The following is an 18,512-nucleotide window of genomic DNA, read 5'->3' on the forward strand; positions in this document are numbered from 1 at the left end:
GCGCGGGCGACCGATCTGCGCATGACGACGAAGGGGTGCCACCGACGGCCGAGTGGCGGACGCCCGTCGATGCGTGACTTTCCGAGAATGTTAGCGATAACACTTCCGGTGTCAAGAGCGACCGCGCTCAACCCTCCGGGCCACGGGAGGCGTCATACCCTGCATGAGCGAGCACGATGACGGCTTCCGGGCGTTCGTCACGGCGCAGTGGGGGCCGCTGACCCGCACCGCGTTCCTGCTGACCGGCGACCGCGGCGCCGCCGAGGATCTCGTGCAGTCGGTGCTGGAGAAGGCACACCGGCGATGGAGCCGAATCCTGCGCTCCGACGCCCCCGAGGTGTACGTGCGGCGGGCGATGGTCAACACCGCCATCTCGTGGCGCCGGCGGAAACGCTTCGCCGAGGTGCCGCTGCTACCGGCCGACGACACACCCGCGGACGACCAGTACGGCCGGGTCGACGACCGGCAGCAGCTCCTCGCGGCGCTGCGCCGGCTGCCGCCGCGGACCCGGGCGATCCTCGTGCTGCGGTACTTCGAGGACCTGAGCGAGGCCGACGTCGCCGCGGTGCTCGGCTGTTCGACCGGCTCGGTGAAGAGCCAGGCGTCCCGCGGGCTCGCCCGCCTCCGCGACCACGTCGTCCCCACCAGCCTGCAGGAGGACCCGGCATGACCCACCACGTCACGACAGCGCTGCACGACGCCCTGGCCGGCGAGGCGGCCAGGATGACCACGCCCGAGGACCCGTGGCCCCGCTTCGCGGCACGGGAGTCGGCGCACCGGCGGGTGCGGCGGCGCCGGACGGCCGCCGCGGTCGCGGGAGTCCTGGCGGTGCTGGTCGGCGTCCAGACCAACGTGGTCCCGCTGCCGGGCTGGATGCCGGCCGTCGCCGTCGCCGCCGCACCCTCCCGGCTGACCGTCGGGCCGACCCGGGGCAGCCTCGCCGGCGACACCGCCTGGCTGGACGGGCTGCGCCGCCAGATCCCGGGCATCACCGAGCCCGAGGGGCTGTGGGAGATCGCGGACCGCGGCGCGATCCGGATCGTGTTCGCCGGCGACGTCCCCGGGCACCGGCTCGCGCTCGCCCTGCTACCGGTGCGTCTCGGCCTGGTCAGCGGCTGGACGATGGCCTGGTACGGCGGCCCGGCGGGCGCCGCACCCGACCGCATGACGTTCGACGCGACCCTGGACGCCCGCGAGCCGGTCGCGACGCTGTTCGACGGCTCGGTGACCGGCGGCGGGTTCGCCCTGGTCGTCGGGCCGCCGGGGTCGGCGGTGACGATCAACGGCGGCGCCGTCTACACCGCCGAGGGCACCGTCGTCCGGCGGACGCTCGCCACGTCCACCGGCGCCGGCGGCGTCGCGGTGGTCGCGCTGCCGCCGGGCCGCGAGCCTGAGGTCGCCACGCAGGTCACCGTCGACGGCACGCCGTACTACGCCGGCCCGCTGAACGGCGGCTGGTCCGGCCGCACCGGCGAGATCGAGGACCCGACGCCGGAGATGCTCGACGCCGCCGCCCGCGGCGCCCGGGGCCCGGGCCTGGACAACCAGGTGTTCCTGACGTTCGCCGTCACGGCGCTGCACCTCAGCCGCCTGCACCTGCGGGACGTGACCCTCAGGCTGCTGTGGACCGGCACGGTGAACGGCAAGGCCGCCGGCCTGCTGACCCTGCAACCGTCCGGCGGCGGCGTCGTCGTGTGGGCCTTTCACGGCGACACCACCCTCCACCGCTTCGACCTGCGGCTGCTCGTGCCGGCCGACGGCGCCTTCGAGCGGCCGTACGCGTGGCGGCTGCTCGCCGAGGGCCGCGACACCGTGACCGACCGGGTGGTCGTGGTCGCCCCACCCGGCGCCGCGTCGGTCACCGTCACGTTCGGCGGCGGCGCGCCGGTGCCGGTGCCGCTGGACGCGTCCGGGTCGGGTGAGACGACCGTCCCGCCGGGCAGCCCGGCCGTCGTCACCGCCTACGCGACCGGCGGCGAGGTGATGGCGACCACCCCGTTGCACGTCGCGGAGGCCGACGCGAGCCAGCTGCCCGGCGACACTCCCGGCACCCGCGTCACCGGTTCCTGACCCGGGTGCCGGCGTGGCTCAGCTCGTCGGGCTGGCGGTGGCGGTGGGCTTCGGGCCCCTGCCGCCGCCGCCCTCGCCGCCCTTGCCGTCGTGGTCGCCCTTGCCGGTCCTGGCGGTGAAGGTCTTGAGGTCGGCGCTCACCTCGTACATCACCTTCGCGCCGTCCTTGGTGCCGAACACGTCGTAAGAGCCGTCCGAATCCTTCCGAACGCCCTTCACCGTCACCGACGCGTCCTTCTCCTTCATCGCAGCCGTCACCTTCGCCAGCTCGTCACCGGTCACGGCCGTGCCGGCGCCGCCGCGGCCCTTGCCGTCGTGGTCGCCCCTGCCGGTCCTGGCGGTGAAGGTCTTGAGATCGGCGCTCACCTCGTACATCACCTTCGCGCCGTCCTTGGTGCCGAACACGTCGTAGGAGCCGTCCGAATCCTTCCGAACGCCCTTCACCGTCACCGACGCGTCCTTCTCCTTCATCGCCGCCGTCACCTTCGCCAGCTCGTCACCGGTCACGGCGGTGCGGGAACCGCCGCCGTCGCGATGGTGGCCGGGGGCGGTGGAGCTGCTGGCCGACGGGGACGGCGGCGCCGTAGTGGCGGCGACCGCGGGGATGCCGAAAAGGAGCGCGCCCGCCGCGGCGGTGCCGGCGGCGGCGAGGCTGATCTTCACAGTGCGACGCACGGTAAGTGTCCTTCCAGTTCGATCATGGTGCTCGACTGGACCTCAGAGTGCCCCGGCTTCCTGTGTACAGCCTACCAACGACCTGGTATTTCGCCCCGGATCCGGGCGTTCAGCAGCCGCGCCACACGGCCAGTTGCGCGCCGAGGTCGTCGTGACGCACGGTGCCGATCATCGTGCGGCCGTCCGGGCCGACCCAGTCGATCATGCTCGGCGCGGGGTCCGGCATCGGCATCGGCAGCACGAGGGCGGCGCCGTCGTGCCAGACGGCCGGGCGACCGGTGCCGTCGATCGCGCCGGCGGCCACCCCCGACGCGCCGATCGCCATCGGGCCCACCATCTTGTCGAGGATCTCGGCGGCGCCGGAGCGGAGGTTCCACCGCACGCCGCGGCTCGGGTGGGCCGGGTCGTCGACCAGCTTCCCGTCCCGCTCGACGGGTTCGGCCGCGGACACGCCGAGCGCCCAGTCACCACCCACCGCGACCGCGGCGACCCGCAGGTAGCCGTCCGGCACGGCCAGGGCCGTCGCGGTGCCGTCCGGGGTCCAGCGGTACCCGTGCCGGTTCTGGCCCGCGTTGCCGACCACGACGCCGTCGTCGTTGATGCCGACGGCGCTGGTGTCGCGGGCCTCGACGGCCAGCAGCACCGGGGTCGCGGCGCCGGCCGGCCACAGCACCGCCCGCTCCCCGCCGGTCTTGAGCGTCGCCGTACCGGCGACATCACCCCGGGAGTTGATGCCGGCCGCGGACGTGGCGGTCGCGGCGCCCGGCATCGGCAACGGGACCACCTTGCCGTCGCGGATGAGGACGGCCTGCCCGCCCGCGACGCCGGGCACGTGCCGCGAGCCGGCGACCACGCCCGAGGCGTTGACGCCCGCGACCGAGATGTCCTTGCCGGCGGGCAGGGGCTGCGGCGACCCGCCGTCGGTCCACAGCATCGCCCCCAGCTCCGACCCGTTGTGGTTGGGGACCGCCACCACGAGCCGGCCGGCCGGGTCCACGCCGCGGATGTCGAGCCCGTTGGCGTCCGGCGGCAGCGGCAGCGGCGACGAGGCACAGGCACCCCCGCCGGGAGGCGGCGCAGCCGGGGTGGCCGGCCCTGTGGCCGGCACAGAGCAGCCCGAGACGGTGGCGAGCGCCACCACCAGCACCGCACCGGCGAATCGCATCCTCGTCGTCTCCTTCAGGTGGATCGTCATCGGCAGGTCCAGCGGGTGTTGTCGAACTGGTCGTGGCGGTCGCCCTCGACCATGCTGGCCACGACCGTGGTGCCGTCGCCGGTGATGCCGGCCCGCCAGCGCCACGGACGGTCCGGGTCCAGCGGGGGCAGCGCCGTGACCGCGCCGTCGCGCCACAGGGCCAGGCCAGACGCGCGCTCCGTGGAAATGCCGAGCACGGTCCCGGCGGCGCTCACGGCGAGAGGGGTGAAGAGCCCGAGCGGCTCGACGGCGCCGGTGCGCAGGTTCCACCGGGCGTGCCAGGGGCCGAGCTCGTCCGGGTCGCGCGGGCGGGTCAGCGGCGCCGTCCCGACCGCCCACTCGCCGCCGACCGCCGTGACCGCCCCGGTGGCGCCCTTCGCCAGCGGCGTGCCGTCCCCGCCCCACCGGTAGGCGACCGACGCGCCGTCCGCGACCGACGCGCCGGCGGCCACGCCGTCGTCGTTGATGCCGGCGACCTGCGCCCTGCGGCCCTCGCCGGCGGGTGGCTCGACGAACCCGCCGCCGGCCGGCCAGAGCAGCCCGACGCTGCCGCCGCCGACCACCGCGTATCCGGCGGCGTCGCCGCGGGCGTTGACGGCGACCGCCTCGCTGCCGGTCGCGCCCGGCGGCAGCGGCAACTGCACCACCGCGCCGTCGCGGAACAGGGCCGCCCGGCGTTCGCCGCCGGCCGTGCGGGTGGCGCCGGCGACGGTGCCGTCCCGGTTGACCGCGTTCGGCGCGAACCCGGTCGCCGCCGCCGGCCGGCTCGGCACGCCGTCCGTCCAGACGAGCAGGCCGGTCACCGAGGACGCGGACGCGTAGCCGCCGACCATGTACCGCCCGGTCGGGTCGACCGTGTAGACCGCCCACTGCCCGGCGGCGAGACCCGCCGGGGTCGGCACCGCGGTGGCCGTGCAGGTGAGCGGCACCGCCGACCGGCTCGGGGCGACCGGCTGCGTCGGGGTCACCGCGGGCGGCCCGCCGTCGGGGCGGCGCAGCGTCGACCCGACCACCACCCCGGCGACCACCAGGGCGGCGACGACCCCGGCCGCGGCCGCTGCCCTGATCCGCCCGCGCCGCACGCTCCGGCGGGCGCTGGCGAGCACGTCGTCGGCGAGCAGGCGCACCGGCGGGGCCTCCCGCTCCGCGTGGGACCGCAGCACCTCTTCGGGGGTCACGCGGGCCTCCTCATCGACAGGTCGGCGCCGGTCACCGGCGTCGCCGCGAACAGCTCGCGCAGCGCCCGCAGCGCCGTCGACGTCTGCGCCTTGACCGTGCCCTCCGAGCGGCCCAGCACCCGGGCGACGTCGGCGACGGGCAGGTCGCACAGGAACCGCAGCACCACCACGATCCGTTGCCGCTCCGGCAGCCGGCGCAGCGCGTCCTGCACCAGCAGCCGCTCGTCGACCTGCCCGATCGCCGCCTCGACGGCGTGATCGGGCGGCGTGTCCCGCAGGAACACCCGCGTCCACGGCCGGCGCTGGTCGCTCAGGCACGCCCGGACCACCATCGAGTGCACGTACGCGTCGAGGTTGTCCACCTCGCCGCGCCGCGCCCAGCGCCGGTAGAGCGTCGTCAGCGCGTTCTGCACCGCGTCCTCGGCGCGGTCCCGGTCGCCCAGGACCAGCCACGCGACCCGGTGCAGGCGAGGCAACTGCGCCCGTACGTACTCGACGTACTCGTGCTCCTCGTCGACCCGCACCCGCGTCGTCCCCCTCCGGTGGCCGCTGTTCCACCCCGGTAGACGCAAGCGGGCACGGCTGGGGTTTAGCCGGTGCGGATCATAGGCCGGGCAGCGTCTGCTGATCGTCGTAGACGGGCCAGCCGTCCGCGCCCCGGCGGACCCCTTCCGTCAGGCGGTGCGCCTGCCGGGTGCCGGCGTCGACGAGGTGCTCGACCGCCGCGCCCCGCATGACGAGCGCGTCCGCGACGAGCATGCGGTGACAGTGCCACCACAGCGTCTCGGCGCACAGCACGGCCGGCAGCTCGGTCGCGGCCCGGCCGACGAGATCGTCGACGGCGGTGCGGAACGCCGGCGTGTCCATGTGGTCGGCGTACGCGGCGAACGCGGCGTTGCGCAGCGCGGTGTGCCGAGAGCCCGGGGTGGAGTGCCGCCGCCCGCCGAGGGTCTCGCCCTGCCAGGTGTACCGCAGCCCGGCGCCGGTCACCGCCTCGGCGAGGGCCTCCCGCCCGTACTGCGGGTGCCGCCGGGACCCCGGGAACCTGCGCACGTCTACGAGCGTGCGCACGCCGGCCGCGGCGAGGATGTCGAGCAGCGCCTCGACCGGCCGCGCGCCGTGCCCGACCGTCCAGACCCGCGCCGCCCCGCCGCTCACCGGAGCAACGCTACCCCGGCTCCGGACAGCACAACTCCGGCTCCGGACAGCACAACTCCGGCAGGGACGGCTCCAGAACGGGCGGCCTCAGGACGGGAGGGCTTCAGGAGGAGGAGGTGGAGGCGAAGGTGCCGTAGTGGACGACCTCGTCGAACGGGCGGCGGGCGGGGTTGCGGATCAGTTGGAGCGGCCGGTCGGCCGGGTAGCCGACGCCGATCAGGTAGGCGACGGTGTGGGTGCCGGGCACGCCGAGGATCTCGCGGGCCTTCTCCTGGTCGCCGACCCCCGCGTGGCCGGTGCCGATGCCCAGGTCCGCGGCGGCGACGAGGATGGCGTAGGTCGCCTGGCCGAGGTCGTACCGGTCGGTGAGGCGGGTCCGCTCGTCCGGGGCCTCGGGCAGCACCAGGGCGATCGCGGCCGCCGCGCCGGCGACGTGCTGCGCGCCGGGCCAGACCGTCGCGAGCCTGGTCAGCTGTTCGCGGTCGGTGACGACGACGAAGTCCCAGTGCTGCCGGTTGGACGCCGACGGCGCCCGCCAGCCCGCCTCTACGATGCGCCGCAGGTCTTCCGCCCGCACCGGGTCCGGCCTGTACTCGCGGACGTTACGTCGCGACCGCACCGCATCCCACGTCTCCATCGTCACAGCTCCGTGCTGGTCAGGGCGCGCAGCCGCAGCTCCGACGCCATCTCGGCCCACACCGCCGCGTCAGTCAGGGCGGGCGGGCAGGACTCCGCCGGGAGACTTTCCGCCGGAGCCACGCCGAAACCGATCAGGCGGTGGCCGAACCGGATCACCCGGTTCGCGAGCCGGGTGACCGCCGCGTGCCCCGTGAGCTGTCCTGCGAGCGCCATACGGGTCAGCGTAGCGAATCTCATACTCAAACGATAGGATTACTTCCGTGGGTTTCCATGAGGTGGGGATCGTCGGTGCGGGGGTGCACGGCCTCAGCGCCGCGTATCACCTGGCCCGGCGGGGCGTGTCGACGGTCGTGTTCGAGCGCGGCACGCGGGCCGCCGGCCCGACCGGCCGGGCCAGTGGGGTGGTGCGGGCCTACTACACCAACCGGTTCCTGGCCGAGGTCGCCCGCGACAGCACGGCCGTGCTCGCCGACTTCGCCGAGCAGGTCGGCGGCGAGAGCGGCTATGTGCGCACCGGCGGGCTGTACCTGCACGGCCCCGACGACCTCGCGGACGTCCTCCGCACCGGCGGCGACCACGAGATCCTGACCGACGACCTCGCGGGGCGCTTCAGCTACCTGAACCTCGACGGGACCGCGATCGGCGTGTGGGAGGAGCGCGCGGGGTACGCCGACCCGTACCGCACCGCACTCGGGTACGCCGCCGCGGCCGTACGACACGGCGCGACGCTGCTGGAGCACGCCGCCGTGCGGGTCGTCGACGAAGGCCCGCGGTCCGTCCGGGTCGTGCTCGCCGACCGGAGCCGGCACGAGGTCGGCCGGCTGCTCGTCGCGGCCGGTCCGTGGACCGGGCCGCTGCTGGCGCAGGTCGGCGTCACACTGCCGCTGACCGCCGAGCGCCACGTCGTCGCCGGGCTGGCGCACCCGCCGGAGGCCGTCCCGCACGCGGTGCCGTACGTGCTGATCGACGTCCAGCACGGGTACTACTCCCGGCCGGCCGGCGCGCACCGCTTCCTGCTCGGCCCGCTCGCTCCGACCGCCGCCACCGACCCCGACGACTTCTCCCCCGACGTGACCGGCGCCGAGTTCGCGTGGCTCGCCGCCCGCGCGGCGCGGCGGGCGCCGGTGCGGGCCCGGGCGGCGGCGGACCGCAGCTGGGCGTCCCTGTACGACGTCAGCCCCGACTGGCAGCCGGTCACCGGCCGGGTCACCGATCGCGTCTACGTCGACGCCGGCACCAGCGGGCACGGCTTCAAGCTCGCACCCGTGTGGGGCGACCACGTGGCCAGGCTGCTCACCGGTGACGCCGACCCGCGGCTCGAGCGGTTCTCACCCGGCCGCTTCGCCGCCGGGTCGGCCCTCGCCGCCGGCTTCGGCACCGCGCGCATCCTGGGCTGAGGTCGCCCTGGTGCCGGCGGCCCGGCTCCGCCGGTGCCGTGACGGCGTCGATGACGGTCGGGCCCGGCCATTCGCTGAACTGATGGTCGGCGATCCGCTACCGTCGGAGACGGGCGTGTCCATCGCGGTCGACCCCGACGGCGGGACCCGCGTGACGTGGCCTACCGGACGTCGCGACTCAGTCGCACAATGTCAGGAGCAGCACGGTACGCCGCACGGCGAAGTCGGATCTGTCGGAAGCGCACGGAAAGCCGCGGTTCGTGTGCAGCTCCTGGGACGACGAGGACCTTGTCGAGCTGACGGGCATCCTCGACTACGCGTCGGTGCCGTACCTGCGGCACGTCGTGTTCGAGCTGCTGGACGACCACCGACGCCAGATCGTCGTGGGCCTGTCCGGGCTGCGCCTGCTGGATGCCGCCTCGATCAAGCTGTTCCTGTACCCGCAGAGCCGCGCCGAGCAGCTCGGCGGCGACCTGCGGCTCGTGGAGGCCGGGGGCACCGTCCTGGCCACCCTCGAGGTCACCGGCGTCGCCAAGCAGCTGGGCGTCTACGACGAGCTGGCCTGCCCGGTACACCGGCGACAACGGGAACCCGTCGACCTCGGCGGCATGCGCGTCGGTCACGGCGAGTGGCCGGCTAACACGACCGAGTTGCTGATGCGGCTGCGCGAGCTGGATCCCGCCGACCCCGCCCGGCGCCGGCCCGCGACGACGTCATCGAGCTGTGCCTGCCCGCCGCCCACCGCCTCGCGCGGCGTTACAGCGGCGGCGGCAGCCCGACCGCCGACCTGACGCAGGTCGCGGCGCTGGGCCTGGTCAAGGCCGTCGACGGCTTCGACCCCGCGCACGGGGTGGAGTTCGGCGCATACGCGACGCCGACGGTCCTCGGCGAGATCAAGCGGTACTTCCGGGACCGCTCGAACGGCATCCGGATGCCCCGCCGGCTGCAGGAGCTGCGGCTGTCGGTCAACAGGGTCAGCGACGAGCTGACCCAGCTGCGCGGGCACTGGCCGACCATCGCCGACCTCGCCGAGCGCCTCGGCGCCGACGAGGAGGAGATCGTCGAGATGATCGGCGCGTGCAACGGCCACCAGCCGCTGTCGCTGGACCTGCCCTCCGCCGGCATCGAGGACGACACGACGCTGATGGACATCGTCGGCGCCGAGGACCCGGCGTATGACCTGGTCGAGCACCGGGAGTCGCTGCGGGTGCTGATGGCGCAGCTGCCGGAGCGCGAGCAGCGGATCCTGAGCCTGCGCTTCTACGGCAACCTCCCGCAGGGGCAGATCGCCGCGCTGGTCGGCCTGTCGCAGATGCACGTGTCACGCCTGCTGCGCCAGTCCCTGTCGACCCTGCACCGCCGCCTGACCGAATAGCCCGCTACCCGCCGAGGGTGCACCACACGATCTTGCCGTCGGGGGTCGGGGTGGCGCCCCACGCGGTCGTGAACGCCTCGACGATCACCAGCCCGCGACCGCCGTCGCCGGCCTCGGTCTCCGCCGCGCCGCCGAGGCGGGGCATCGCCGGGGAGTGGTCGCACACCGCCAGGTGCAGCCGGCGCCGGAGCACCGACGCCAGTGCCGTGCGCGGACCCACGCCGTGCTCCAGCGCGTTGACGACGAGCTCCATGACGACCAGCTCGGCGTGCTCGGCCAGCGCGCTCAGCCCTTCCCGCGCGCACAGCATCCGCACCACGTCCCGGGCGCCGGCGAGGACCTCCGGCCCCTCGGAGATCTCCCACCGCACCTGCACCGGCCGGCTCCGGCCCGCGGCGAGGGCCTCCGCCGCCGCCCGGTCCGCGGCGAGCGGCACGTGCCGGCCGATCGCGAGGTCCTCGAGCTCCCTGGCCAGGGCCGGCGACGCGGAGTGGTGCACGAGGTCGGCGCCCGGCCACGCGGCGGCCGCCCGGGCGAGCGGCACGAACGCGGTCAGCGCGATCGGCTCGGTGCCGGTGACGCCGGCCAGGTCGATGAGGACGGCGTCCGGCTCGGCGGCGAGCGTGCCCAGCACGCTGCGCCGCAGCTCCGGTGTGGTTTGCGGGTCGATGCGGCCCTTCACCGTCACGTATGCCAGCGGTGGCGAGAGCTCGACCTGGCAGACGAGAGCGGCGGTCGGCACCGACCCACTCTACGACCGCACGGGCGGCTGCGGCGAAGGACGCGGCGAACCGCCGCACCATCAACATCGGCGAATGATGCGATGATGCGGGCGTGACGGACGGCGGTGGGTACCTGCTCGACAACCAGCAGCCGGAGGCGGGCGCCCGCTTCACCGCGCTGGAGGCGCTGTTCGACCCGTCCACGTTCCGCCACATCGACGCCCTGGGCATTCGGGCCGGCTGGCGGTGCTGGGAGGTCGGCGCCGGCGGCACGAGCGTGCCGGCCTGGCTCGCCTCGCGCGTCGGCCCGGCCGGGCACGTCCTCGCCACCGACATCGACACCTCCTGGACCGGGTCCGGCGGCGGCGCCGGCTACGAGGTCCGCCGCCACGACGTGGGCGTCGACCCGCCGCCGGACGACCGCTTCGACCTCGTGCACGCCCGCCTGGTCCTCGTCCACGTCCCGCAGCGCGCCCGCGCTCTCGCCGCGATGATGGCGTCGGTACGGCCCGGCGGCTGGCTCCTGCTCGAGGAGGCGGACCCGTCGCTGCAGCCCCTCGTCTGCCCCGACGAGCACGCCCCGCCGCAGCGCCTCGCGAACAAGCTCAAGCACGACTTCCGCACGCTCATGGCCGCCCGCGGCGTCGACCTCGCCTACGGGCGCACCCTGCCGCGCCTGCTGCGCGAGGCGGGCCTCGTCGACGTCGCCGCCGACGCGTACTTCCCCGTCACCGGGCCCGCCTGCGCCGCCCTGGAGCACGCCACCACCCGGCAGATCCGCGCGTCCCTGACCAGGGCCGGCCTCGCCACCGACGCGGAGATCGACCAGCACCTCGCCAACATCGAGGCCGGCCTCCTCGACCTCGCCACCTCCCCCATGATCTCCGCCTGGGGCCGCGTCCCGTCGTGACGCGGCCCCAGGACTGGCACGGTCACGGTCACTGTCACGGCTGGAAGCGCCAGGTCTGGTTGGACTGGTTGGTGCCGCAGAACCAGATGATCAGCTGCGTGCCGTTCGCGGTCCCCCAGGCGTCCGCGTCCAGGCACTTGCCCGACTGCGGGTTGCGCAGGTTGCCGTTGACCAGATGCCACAGCTGGCCGCCGTCGCCGCCGGGCGGCCCCTCGCGGTTGAGGTCGAAGTAGTCCTGGACGCCCTCGGCCCAGTACTCACCGACGTTGGAGCCGGCATGGGTGTTGTTCCACAGGCCCATGGACCTGGCGCGACTGTAGGCGGCGTCGAGGTCGGGACCGAACCGCGGGTCGGCGTAGCGCAGCCCCCACCCGTCGACCGTGTGGCCGAACTCGTGGATGAAGACGTTCTCGCCGCCCTGGTTGTCGATCAGGTTCGCCTCGGTGCCGACGGTCAGCGGCCCGCCCATCCCGGCCCAGTACCGCTCATCCATCGACGTGCCGGCGTCCCGGAACACCTCGGGGATGGAGCTCATCCGCTCCCCCCGCGCGATCATCACGATCCGCACGTTGCGCCGGTTCAGCTCGGCGACCGCCCGGGTCGGGTACGTCTGCACCAGCGTGTTCGCCTGCCGGGCGGCCTTGAGCAGCACGCCCTTCCTGGCGGGGTCAGGTCGCATTCAAGGTAATGAGTACCCCCGGAAGAGCGGGACCGGTTTCGAAAGGCGTACCGACGCCGACGCCGATGCCCGAGGAGGTCGTGAACGGTCGCTCGTCAGGCGGTGAAGCAGACGACGAGGGCGTAGACGGCGACGCTCAGGATGACGAACAGCATGGCGGCCCTGCCGATGTCGACCGACGTGTGGTGCCCGGCATACACCCGCTGGAGCGCCCTGAAGCAGGCGTACGCCGCCCACAGCGCACAGCCGAAGAACATGACGATGATGAATTTCTGCGTCGCGTCGATGTTGACTGCTCCCTGTCTGTCCGGCCGGGATCCTGCCGTCCAGGGTGACCAGGTACGAGTGCAGGGCGCGTGCATTCCGTCGGCAGCGCCCTGCCGCGGCGGCGGGCGTGAGGTCCTGCCGGTCAGTGGGAGCGGAGCAGGCGGCCCGCGCCGGGGAGCTGGTCGGGGAAACCGTGGGAACGCAGGGCGTGCCAGAGGGTGGCGGCGTTGATGGCGATGACCGGCTTCCCGAGCTCCTCCTCCAGGGTGTCGGCGAGGGCGACGAACGACAGGTTGGTGCCGACCTGCACGATCGCGTCGACGTCCGGGGCGTCGAGCTCGGCGACGACGGCGCGGAGGCGTGCGGAGGGGACGCGGGCGATGTCCGTCGCGGTCGGGCAGCGCAGGCCCGTGATGGCGGCGACGTCGAACCCCGCCTCGGTGAAGAACCGGCCGACTTCGCGGTCGGCGATCGGCTGGTACGGCGAGAACACCGCGATCCGGTGGCAGCCGAGCTCCCGCAGGGCGGCGCGGCACGAGCTGGCGCCGGTGGTGACCGGGAGGCCGGTGCGGGCGCGCAGGCGGTCCTCGAACGCGGCGTTGCCCTCCACGCCGCCCCAGAACGTCTCCGCGGACATGCCCATGACCATGCGGTCGGGTTCGGCGGTGAGGACGTCGCGCACGGCGGTGCCGATGGAGGCGCGGATCTGCACCAGCAGCGCCTCGAAGCCGGCGTCGTCGCCCATCGCGGGGTTCGGGATGTGCATGGAGCCGGCGCGGAACGCCACCCCTGGCACCCGGGCGCTCCAGTAGTCGTGCTCGACGACGGTGTTGGTGCTGGGGACGATGACGCCGAAGACGGCGCGCGGCCCGACGGCGTTGGTCATGCGGTCAGCTCCTGACAGACGAGGGAGACCATGCGGTGTGCCCGCGCGCGGGCGGCGGGTCGGTCCAGCAGCAGCGCGTCGAGCAGAAGCGGCGAGACGATCGCGGCGACGGCGTCCTCACGGTCCTTCGCCGACGTGCCCGCGGCGCGCAGCACGGTGTGGAACGGCGCCAGCAGGTCGGTGACGTACCGCTGGCGCAGCGGCACCGCCGCCGGGTCGGAGGCGGCGGCGACGACGAGGGCCTGCAGGAACGCGCCGACGGGCCGGTCGCGGAGCCGGTCGCACAGCTGGTCGACGGCGGCGTGGAGGTCCTGCGCCGGCTCGCCGGTCGGCGCGCCGGGCGGCAGCGGCGCGACGTCGATCAGCGCGCCGAGCACCGCGCCGGGCGTGGGCCAGTGCCGGTAGATGGTCGACCGGGACACGCCGGTGACCTGGTGCAGCCGCTGCGCGGTCAGCGCCGCCGCGCCCTCGGCCAGCAGCAGCTCCAGGGCCGCGGTCAGCACGACGGTCTCGGTGTCGGAGGTGGGGCCGGCGGGGCGGCCAGGTCGGGTCACGAGCGTTGACGGTACACCTTGTACGCGAAACTATTAAGCGATACATTCCGCACCGGAAACTGCTGCCGAGCCTGGAGGCACCCATGCGCCCGCACGTGGAGATCGTCGACGAGCGTGACCTGATCTGGCACCTCGCCGAGTTCCAGCACGCCGCCGGCACCGCCGAGCAGCGCAACCTCAGCTACGACGAGGAGGACGGGTCGGCCTCGCTGAAGGTCCGCTTCACCAGCGACTGGTCGCGGCCGGCCGGCGTACACGACGCGGACACCGAATGGTTCGTGCTGTCCGGCCAGGTCGTCGTCGGCGACACCGTCCTCGGGCCGGAGGGCTACTGGACGGCGCCCGCCGGCGTGTGGACCCCGCCGGTCACGGCGGCCGCCGGCACGGAGATCCTGCTGTTCCGCGAGTACGGCGACTGGCACTTCCACCCCGAAACGAAGGACCGCGAAACCGTGCGGCCCGACCAGAAGCTCGTCGTGCTCGACAGCGCCCAGATGCCGTGGATCGACGTCAAGGACGGCTCCCCCATGCGCTTCGACCTCGGCGGCACGCCGGTGCCGGGGCTGTTCATCAAGCTGCTGCACCGCGACGAGAAGACCGGCTTCTACACCCGGCTCATCAAGGCCAAGCCCGGCTGGCGGGAGGTGCCGCTCGCGCACCACCCGTGCTCCGAGGAGGCGTACTGCCTCGACGGCGGCTTCGACTACAACTTCGGCAAGATGTGGCCCGGCACGTACTTCTGGCGCCCGCCGCTGATCCGCCACGGCGACTTCACCGCCGACGCCGAGGCCGGCTGCACGTGGATCGTGCGCTCCGACGCGGACCTCGTCGACTGGTACACCGACAACGCCCGCGTGCAGATGCACGGCGACGCCACCAACTGGGGCGACGGCTTCCCGCACAGCGCCGCGCCGCGGTTCATCGAGCCGGTCCGCTCCCGCAGCATCGGCCGCTGGAGCGACCCCACGCACCAGTGACGCAGCCGACACCCGCTCCCGCGGCGGTGCGTATGTATGGTGATGAGTGCAGCTGGTTCGGCCGGTCCTCCGGGACCGGCCGTGGCAACAGGGAATCCGGTGCGAATCCGGGACTGCCCCGCAGCGGTGAGTGGGAACGACCGCCGTCATTGAGCACTGGGCCGCGAGGCCTGGGAAGCGACGGCCAGTAGGCGACCCTGGACGACATCCAGGGTCACGCCCGCGAGTCCGAAGACCTGCCAGCGCACCGCGCGCCGCCCGGCGTGCGGTGGTCGGAGGCCGCGCGGGACGGCCGACGCCATCGACCGGCCACGCGGCGCGCGGCCGGTGGCGTCCCCCCGTGCCAGTCCGGCCGTCGTGACTGTGCACCGAGGGGACACATGAGCACCACATTCGGGCTGAGCACCGTGCTCGGCTACCCGCGCATCGGCGGAAACCGCGAGCTGAAGCGGGCCGTCGAGGCCTACTGGGCCGGCGCCATCGACGAGGACACCCTGGAGCGCACGGCGGCGACGCTGCGCGCCGACGTGTGGCAGACGCTGCGCAACGCCCGCCTCGCGGCGATCCCGTCGAACACGTTCTCCTACTACGACCACGTCCTCGACACCGCCGTCGCGGTCGGGGCGACACCCACGCGGTTCACCGCGCTCGGGCTGTCGAAGCTCGACACGTACTTCGCCATGGCCCGCGGCGTGGACGCCGAGCCCGCCCTCGAACTGACGAAGTGGTTCGGCACCAACTACCACTACCTGGTGCCGGAGATCGGGCCCGACACCGTCTTCGCCGCCGACCCGGCCAAGGCGCTGCGGGAGCACGCCGAGGCCCGCGCCCTGGGCATCGAGACCCGGCCGGTGCTGGTCGGACCGGCCACGTTCCTGCTGCTGGCCAAGGGCGACGACCCGTTCGCCCGGCTCGGCGACCTGGTCGGCGTCTACGCCGAGATCCTCGCCGCCCTCGCGGATGCGGGTGTCTCGTGGGTACAGCTGGACGAGCCCGCCTACGCCACCGACCGCGGCCCGGACGAGATCGACGCGCTGCGCCGCACCTACGCCCGACTCGGCGCGCTCAGGGCCCGGCCGAAGCTCTTCGTCGCCACGTACTTCGGCGAGATCGGCGACGCGCTGCCGGCCCTGCTGGACACGCCGGTCGAGGCGATCGGCCTCGACCTGGTCGCCGGCCCCGGCAACCTCGACCGGCTCGCGGCCGCCGGACCCCTCGGCGGCAGGACGATCGTCGCGGGGCTCGTCGACGGCCACAACGTCTGGCGCACCGACCTGCGCGCCGCGGTCGCCGCCGGGGCGGTCGTCGCCGGCCTGGCCGACCACGTGGCGGTGTCCACGTCCTGCTCGCTGCTGCACGTGCCGGTGGACCTGTCCGTCGAGACGCGCCTCGACCCGAGCCTGCACGAGCGGCTCGCGTTCGCGCGGCAGAAGGTCGACGAGGTCGTGCTCCTCGGCCGCGCGCTGCGCGACGGCACGGCCCACCTGCCCGCGCCGCTGCCCCCGCCCCCGGCGGCGTGGCGGCACGACGAGGTGCGCGCCCGGCTCGCCGCCCTCACCGCCGCGGACCGGCGGCGCGGCGACGCCACCGCCCGCGCCGCCCGCCAGCAGGAACTGCTCGGGCTGCCCGACCTGCCGACGACCACGATCGGCTCGTTCCCGCAGACCGCCGAGCTGCGCGGGGCCCGCGCCGCGCTGGCCGCCGGCACCCTCGACGACGAGGGCTACGCCGCGCTGATGCGGGCCGAGGTCCGGCGGGTCGTCCGGCTGCAGGAGGAGCTCGGCCTGGACGTGCTCGTGCACGGCGAGCCGGAGCGCAACGACATGGTGCAGTACTTCGCCGAGCAGCTGTCCGGGTTCGCCGCCACCGAGCACGGCTGGGTGCAGTCGTACGGCTCCCGCTGCGTCCGCCCGCCGATCCTGCACGGCGACGTGGCCCGCAGGGCGCCGATGACGGTCGGGTGGGCCACGTTCGCCCAGTCGCTGACCACCCGGCCGGTCAAGGGGATGCTCACCGGCCCGGTCACCATCCTCGCGTGGTCGTTCGTCCGCACCGACCAGCCGCTCGCCGGCACCGCCGACCAGGTCGCGCTCGCGCTGCGCGACGAGTGCCGGGACCTCGAGGCCGCCGGCATCCGGGTGATCCAGGTGGACGAGCCGGCGCTGCGCGAGACGCTGCCGCTGCGCCGGACGGCACAGGGGGCGTACCTGGACTGGGCGGTCGGCGCGTTCCGGCTCGCGACCAGCGGCGTCGCCGACGGCACGCAGATCCACACCCACCTGTGCTACTCCGAGTTCGGCGACGTCATCACCGCGATCGACGCCCTCGACGCCGACGTCACCAGCATCGAGGCGTCACGGTCGAAGATGGAGGTGCTCGACGACCTCGCCGCCATCGGGTACCGGCGCGGCGTCGGACCCGGGGTGTGGGACATCCACTCGCCGCGGGTGCCGTCGCGGGAGGAGATGGCCGAGGCGCTGCGCCACGCGGTCGCGGCCGTCCCGGCCCGGCGGCTGTGGGTCAACCCCGACTGCGGCCTGAAGACCCGCGGCTACGCCGAGGTCGAGGCGTCGCTGCGGCATCTCGTCGCGGCCGCCGCCGAGGTCCGCGCCGGCTGACCCGTCCGTGGCACGTGCCGGCGCCTCAGGTGGGTGCCGGCACGTGCCGTTGGCGTTTGCGGCGTCGGTACAGCGGAAGCCCGGTCGTCGGCGCTCGTTGACGATCGGGATGGCGTCAGCACATGTTGACGATGTCGGCGGCGTCAGCTTATGCTGACGGTATGACTGTGATCGACGAGCTCGGTCGCGCCGCGCACGACAGCGACCACGACGTCGCACTGCGGGCCGTCGCCCGCCTGCGCCGCCTGACCGAGCAACTGGAGGCCGAGCGGGTCGCCGCCGCCCGCCGGGACGGCTGGTCGTGGCAGGACATCGCGCTGCGGCTCGGCGTGACCAAGCAGACCGTGCACCGCAAGCATCGCAGCGCCGGCGACGACTGATGCGCCGCTACTGCTGCCGTCGACCGCGAACGCCGGTCGCCATCACCGATCGCAACGTCGTCGCGAGGAGGACTGATGTTCCGCGGTAGCCACCCCGACCTGGGCTGGACCATGGGCCGCGCCGTGCTGCGGGCCCGCGAGCTCGGCCACCCCCGCACCGGCAGCGAGCACCTGCTGCTCGCGCTCACCACCGGCACCGACGAGGTCGCCGCGGTGCTCGCCCGGCACGGCGCGACCGAGCCCGCGGTCCTCGACGCCGTGTGCCGGGCCGCGCCGCTGGGGGCCGGCGTCGCCGACGACCGCCAGGTCCTCGGGTCGCTCGGGCTCGACGTCGACCGGCTCCTCGAGGGTGTCACCCCGGCGACCCTCGACCGGGTCACCTGGCGGGAGCCGCTGCTGCCCCTCGGCGCGGCCAAGGCGCGGCGGTGGGCCGCGCAGATGCGGCCGCCGATGGGGCTCGACGCGCAGGCCGCCTTCGAGGCGTCGCTCCGGCTCGCCCTCGCCCGCCGCGAGCGGGACCACCGCACGGAGCACCTCGCGTTCGCGCTCACGGCGCTCGACCCCGGCGCCGCCTGGACGCTCGACACCGCAGGCGTGGACCTCGCCGGGCTCCTCGCCGACCTCGGCCGGTCCTTCCCGCCGCCGCGGCGCAACCTGATCCTCCGCGCGGACCGCCGCCTGTGGCACCGTTCGCGCCACAACGACCTCGTCGCCCGGTACCAGCGAACCACCGGCCGCACGGTCACCTCACCCGGCGCGCTCCCCGCCGTCATCGCCGGCCAAACGATGTAACGACCCGGTCCAGTCTTACGGCTTACAGGGTGAGGGCGGC

Annotated in this window: 22 protein-coding genes and 1 riboswitch; of the genes, 10 read left to right on the top strand and 12 right to left on the bottom strand. The window is 74.4% G+C overall.

What is annotated here, in order from left to right:
• Positions 1-163 precede the first annotated feature (163 nt).
• On the top strand, positions 164-670 hold the full coding sequence (locus AB0J72_RS21505; protein WP_363401281.1) for a SigE family RNA polymerase sigma factor: 507 nt from the start codon (positions 164-166) through the stop codon (positions 668-670).
• Entirely contained in the window at positions 667-2,070 is a 1,404-nt protein-coding gene (locus AB0J72_RS21510) for a hypothetical protein (RefSeq protein ID WP_363401282.1), read from the top strand. The genes AB0J72_RS21505 and AB0J72_RS21510 overlap by 4 nt, the downstream gene beginning before the upstream one ends.
• Positions 2,071-2,088: 18 nt before the next feature.
• On the opposite strand, the gene AB0J72_RS21515 is transcribed toward AB0J72_RS21510, so the two are convergent.
• From AB0J72_RS21515 to AB0J72_RS21545, 7 genes are all read right to left on the bottom strand, one after another.
• A complete protein-coding gene (locus AB0J72_RS21515; protein WP_363401284.1) occupies positions 2,089-2,745 on the bottom strand; it encodes a hypothetical protein in 657 nt (218 codons plus the stop codon).
• Positions 2,746-2,854: 109 nt separating this feature from the next.
• Positions 2,855-3,940: a hypothetical protein gene (locus AB0J72_RS21520; RefSeq protein WP_363401286.1), complete on the bottom strand. Its 1,086-nt coding sequence runs from the start codon at positions 3,938-3,940 to the stop codon at positions 2,855-2,857.
• Positions 3,937-5,118: a hypothetical protein gene (locus tag AB0J72_RS21525; RefSeq protein WP_363401288.1), complete on the bottom strand. Its 1,182-nt coding sequence runs from the start codon at positions 5,116-5,118 to the stop codon at positions 3,937-3,939. The genes AB0J72_RS21520 and AB0J72_RS21525 overlap by 4 nt, the downstream gene beginning before the upstream one ends.
• Positions 5,115-5,642 (bottom strand): SigE family RNA polymerase sigma factor, encoded by a 528-nt coding sequence (locus AB0J72_RS21530; RefSeq protein ID WP_363401290.1) that lies wholly within the window; start codon positions 5,640-5,642, stop codon positions 5,115-5,117. The genes AB0J72_RS21525 and AB0J72_RS21530 overlap by 4 nt, the downstream gene beginning before the upstream one ends.
• A gap of 79 nt (positions 5,643-5,721) precedes the next feature.
• Positions 5,722-6,276, bottom strand: a complete 555-nt coding sequence (locus AB0J72_RS21535) for a DUF488 domain-containing protein (RefSeq protein ID WP_363401292.1) — start codon at positions 6,274-6,276, stop codon at positions 5,722-5,724.
• Positions 6,277-6,379: 103 nt separating this feature from the next.
• Positions 6,380-6,913, bottom strand: a complete 534-nt coding sequence (locus AB0J72_RS21540) for a nitroreductase family protein (protein ID WP_363401294.1) — start codon at positions 6,911-6,913, stop codon at positions 6,380-6,382.
• A 2-nt stretch (positions 6,914-6,915) separates the two neighbouring features.
• Positions 6,916-7,152, bottom strand: a complete 237-nt coding sequence (locus AB0J72_RS21545; RefSeq protein WP_363401296.1) for a hypothetical protein — start codon at positions 7,150-7,152, stop codon at positions 6,916-6,918.
• Positions 7,153-7,175: 23 nt separating this feature from the next.
• On the opposite strand from AB0J72_RS21545, the gene AB0J72_RS21550 reads away from it, so the two are divergent.
• The 3 genes from AB0J72_RS21550 (at position 7,176) to AB0J72_RS21560 (ending at position 9,687) form a co-directional block, all read left to right on the top strand.
• Entirely contained in the window at positions 7,176-8,312 is a 1,137-nt protein-coding gene (locus AB0J72_RS21550; protein ID WP_363401298.1) for an FAD-dependent oxidoreductase, read from the top strand.
• A 260-nt stretch (positions 8,313-8,572) separates the two neighbouring features.
• Positions 8,573-9,103, top strand: a complete 531-nt coding sequence (locus AB0J72_RS21555) for an STAS domain-containing protein (protein WP_363401300.1) — start codon at positions 8,573-8,575, stop codon at positions 9,101-9,103.
• Positions 9,040-9,687, top strand: a complete 648-nt coding sequence (locus AB0J72_RS21560; RefSeq protein ID WP_363401438.1) for a SigB/SigF/SigG family RNA polymerase sigma factor — start codon at positions 9,040-9,042, stop codon at positions 9,685-9,687. Before AB0J72_RS21555 ends, AB0J72_RS21560 begins: the two co-directional genes overlap by 64 nt.
• A 4-nt stretch (positions 9,688-9,691) precedes the next feature.
• Here the strand turns inward: AB0J72_RS21560 and AB0J72_RS21565 are convergent, their stop codons facing one another.
• Positions 9,692-10,429 carry an ATP-binding protein gene (locus AB0J72_RS21565; RefSeq protein WP_363401302.1) on the bottom strand — a complete coding sequence of 246 codons (738 nt, stop codon included), beginning with the start codon at positions 10,427-10,429 and terminating at the stop codon, positions 9,692-9,694.
• Between the two features lie 92 nt (positions 10,430-10,521).
• On the opposite strand from AB0J72_RS21565, the gene AB0J72_RS21570 reads away from it, so the two are divergent.
• Complete coding sequence (locus AB0J72_RS21570) at positions 10,522-11,319, top strand: methyltransferase domain-containing protein (RefSeq protein WP_363401303.1); 798 nt, start codon at positions 10,522-10,524, stop codon at positions 11,317-11,319.
• A gap of 34 nt (positions 11,320-11,353) precedes the next feature.
• Here AB0J72_RS21570 and AB0J72_RS21575 read toward each other — a convergent pair whose 3' ends face one another.
• From AB0J72_RS21575 to AB0J72_RS21590, 4 genes are all read right to left on the bottom strand, one after another.
• Positions 11,354-11,998: a ricin-type beta-trefoil lectin domain protein gene (locus tag AB0J72_RS21575; protein ID WP_363401305.1), complete on the bottom strand. Its 645-nt coding sequence runs from the start codon at positions 11,996-11,998 to the stop codon at positions 11,354-11,356.
• A 95-nt stretch (positions 11,999-12,093) separates the two neighbouring features.
• Positions 12,094-12,255 (bottom strand): hypothetical protein, encoded by a 162-nt coding sequence (locus AB0J72_RS21580; RefSeq protein WP_363401307.1) that lies wholly within the window; start codon positions 12,253-12,255, stop codon positions 12,094-12,096.
• Positions 12,256-12,407: 152 nt separating this feature from the next.
• On the bottom strand, positions 12,408-13,151 hold the full coding sequence (locus AB0J72_RS21585; RefSeq protein WP_363401309.1) for an arylmalonate decarboxylase: 744 nt from the start codon (positions 13,149-13,151) through the stop codon (positions 12,408-12,410).
• A complete protein-coding gene (locus tag AB0J72_RS21590) occupies positions 13,148-13,705 on the bottom strand; it encodes a TetR/AcrR family transcriptional regulator C-terminal ligand-binding domain-containing protein (protein WP_363401311.1) in 558 nt (185 codons plus the stop codon). Before AB0J72_RS21590 ends, AB0J72_RS21585 begins: the two co-directional genes overlap by 4 nt.
• A gap of 83 nt (positions 13,706-13,788) precedes the next feature.
• Here AB0J72_RS21590 and AB0J72_RS21595 point away from each other — a divergent pair, with 83 nt between their 5' ends.
• The 4 genes from AB0J72_RS21595 (at position 13,789) to AB0J72_RS21610 (ending at position 18,472) form a co-directional block, all read left to right on the top strand.
• Entirely contained in the window at positions 13,789-14,682 is an 894-nt protein-coding gene (locus AB0J72_RS21595; RefSeq protein WP_363401313.1) for a DUF4437 domain-containing protein, read from the top strand.
• A gap of 36 nt (positions 14,683-14,718) precedes the next feature.
• A riboswitch (cobalamin riboswitch) is annotated at positions 14,719-14,941 on the top strand.
• Positions 14,942-15,062: 121 nt separating this feature from the next.
• Complete coding sequence (metE, locus tag AB0J72_RS21600) at positions 15,063-17,300, top strand: 5-methyltetrahydropteroyltriglutamate--homocysteine S-methyltransferase (RefSeq protein WP_363401315.1); 2,238 nt, start codon at positions 15,063-15,065, stop codon at positions 17,298-17,300.
• Between the two features lie 161 nt (positions 17,301-17,461).
• Positions 17,462-17,680: a helix-turn-helix domain-containing protein gene (locus AB0J72_RS21605; protein ID WP_363401316.1), complete on the top strand. Its 219-nt coding sequence runs from the start codon at positions 17,462-17,464 to the stop codon at positions 17,678-17,680.
• A gap of 75 nt (positions 17,681-17,755) precedes the next feature.
• Positions 17,756-18,472 (top strand): Clp protease N-terminal domain-containing protein, encoded by a 717-nt coding sequence (locus AB0J72_RS21610; protein ID WP_363401317.1) that lies wholly within the window; start codon positions 17,756-17,758, stop codon positions 18,470-18,472.
• Positions 18,473-18,512 lie beyond the last annotated feature (40 nt).

Source organism: Dactylosporangium sp. NPDC049742, from assembly GCF_040674675.1.
Lineage (GTDB): Bacteria > Actinomycetota > Actinomycetes > Mycobacteriales > Micromonosporaceae > Dactylosporangium > Dactylosporangium maewongense.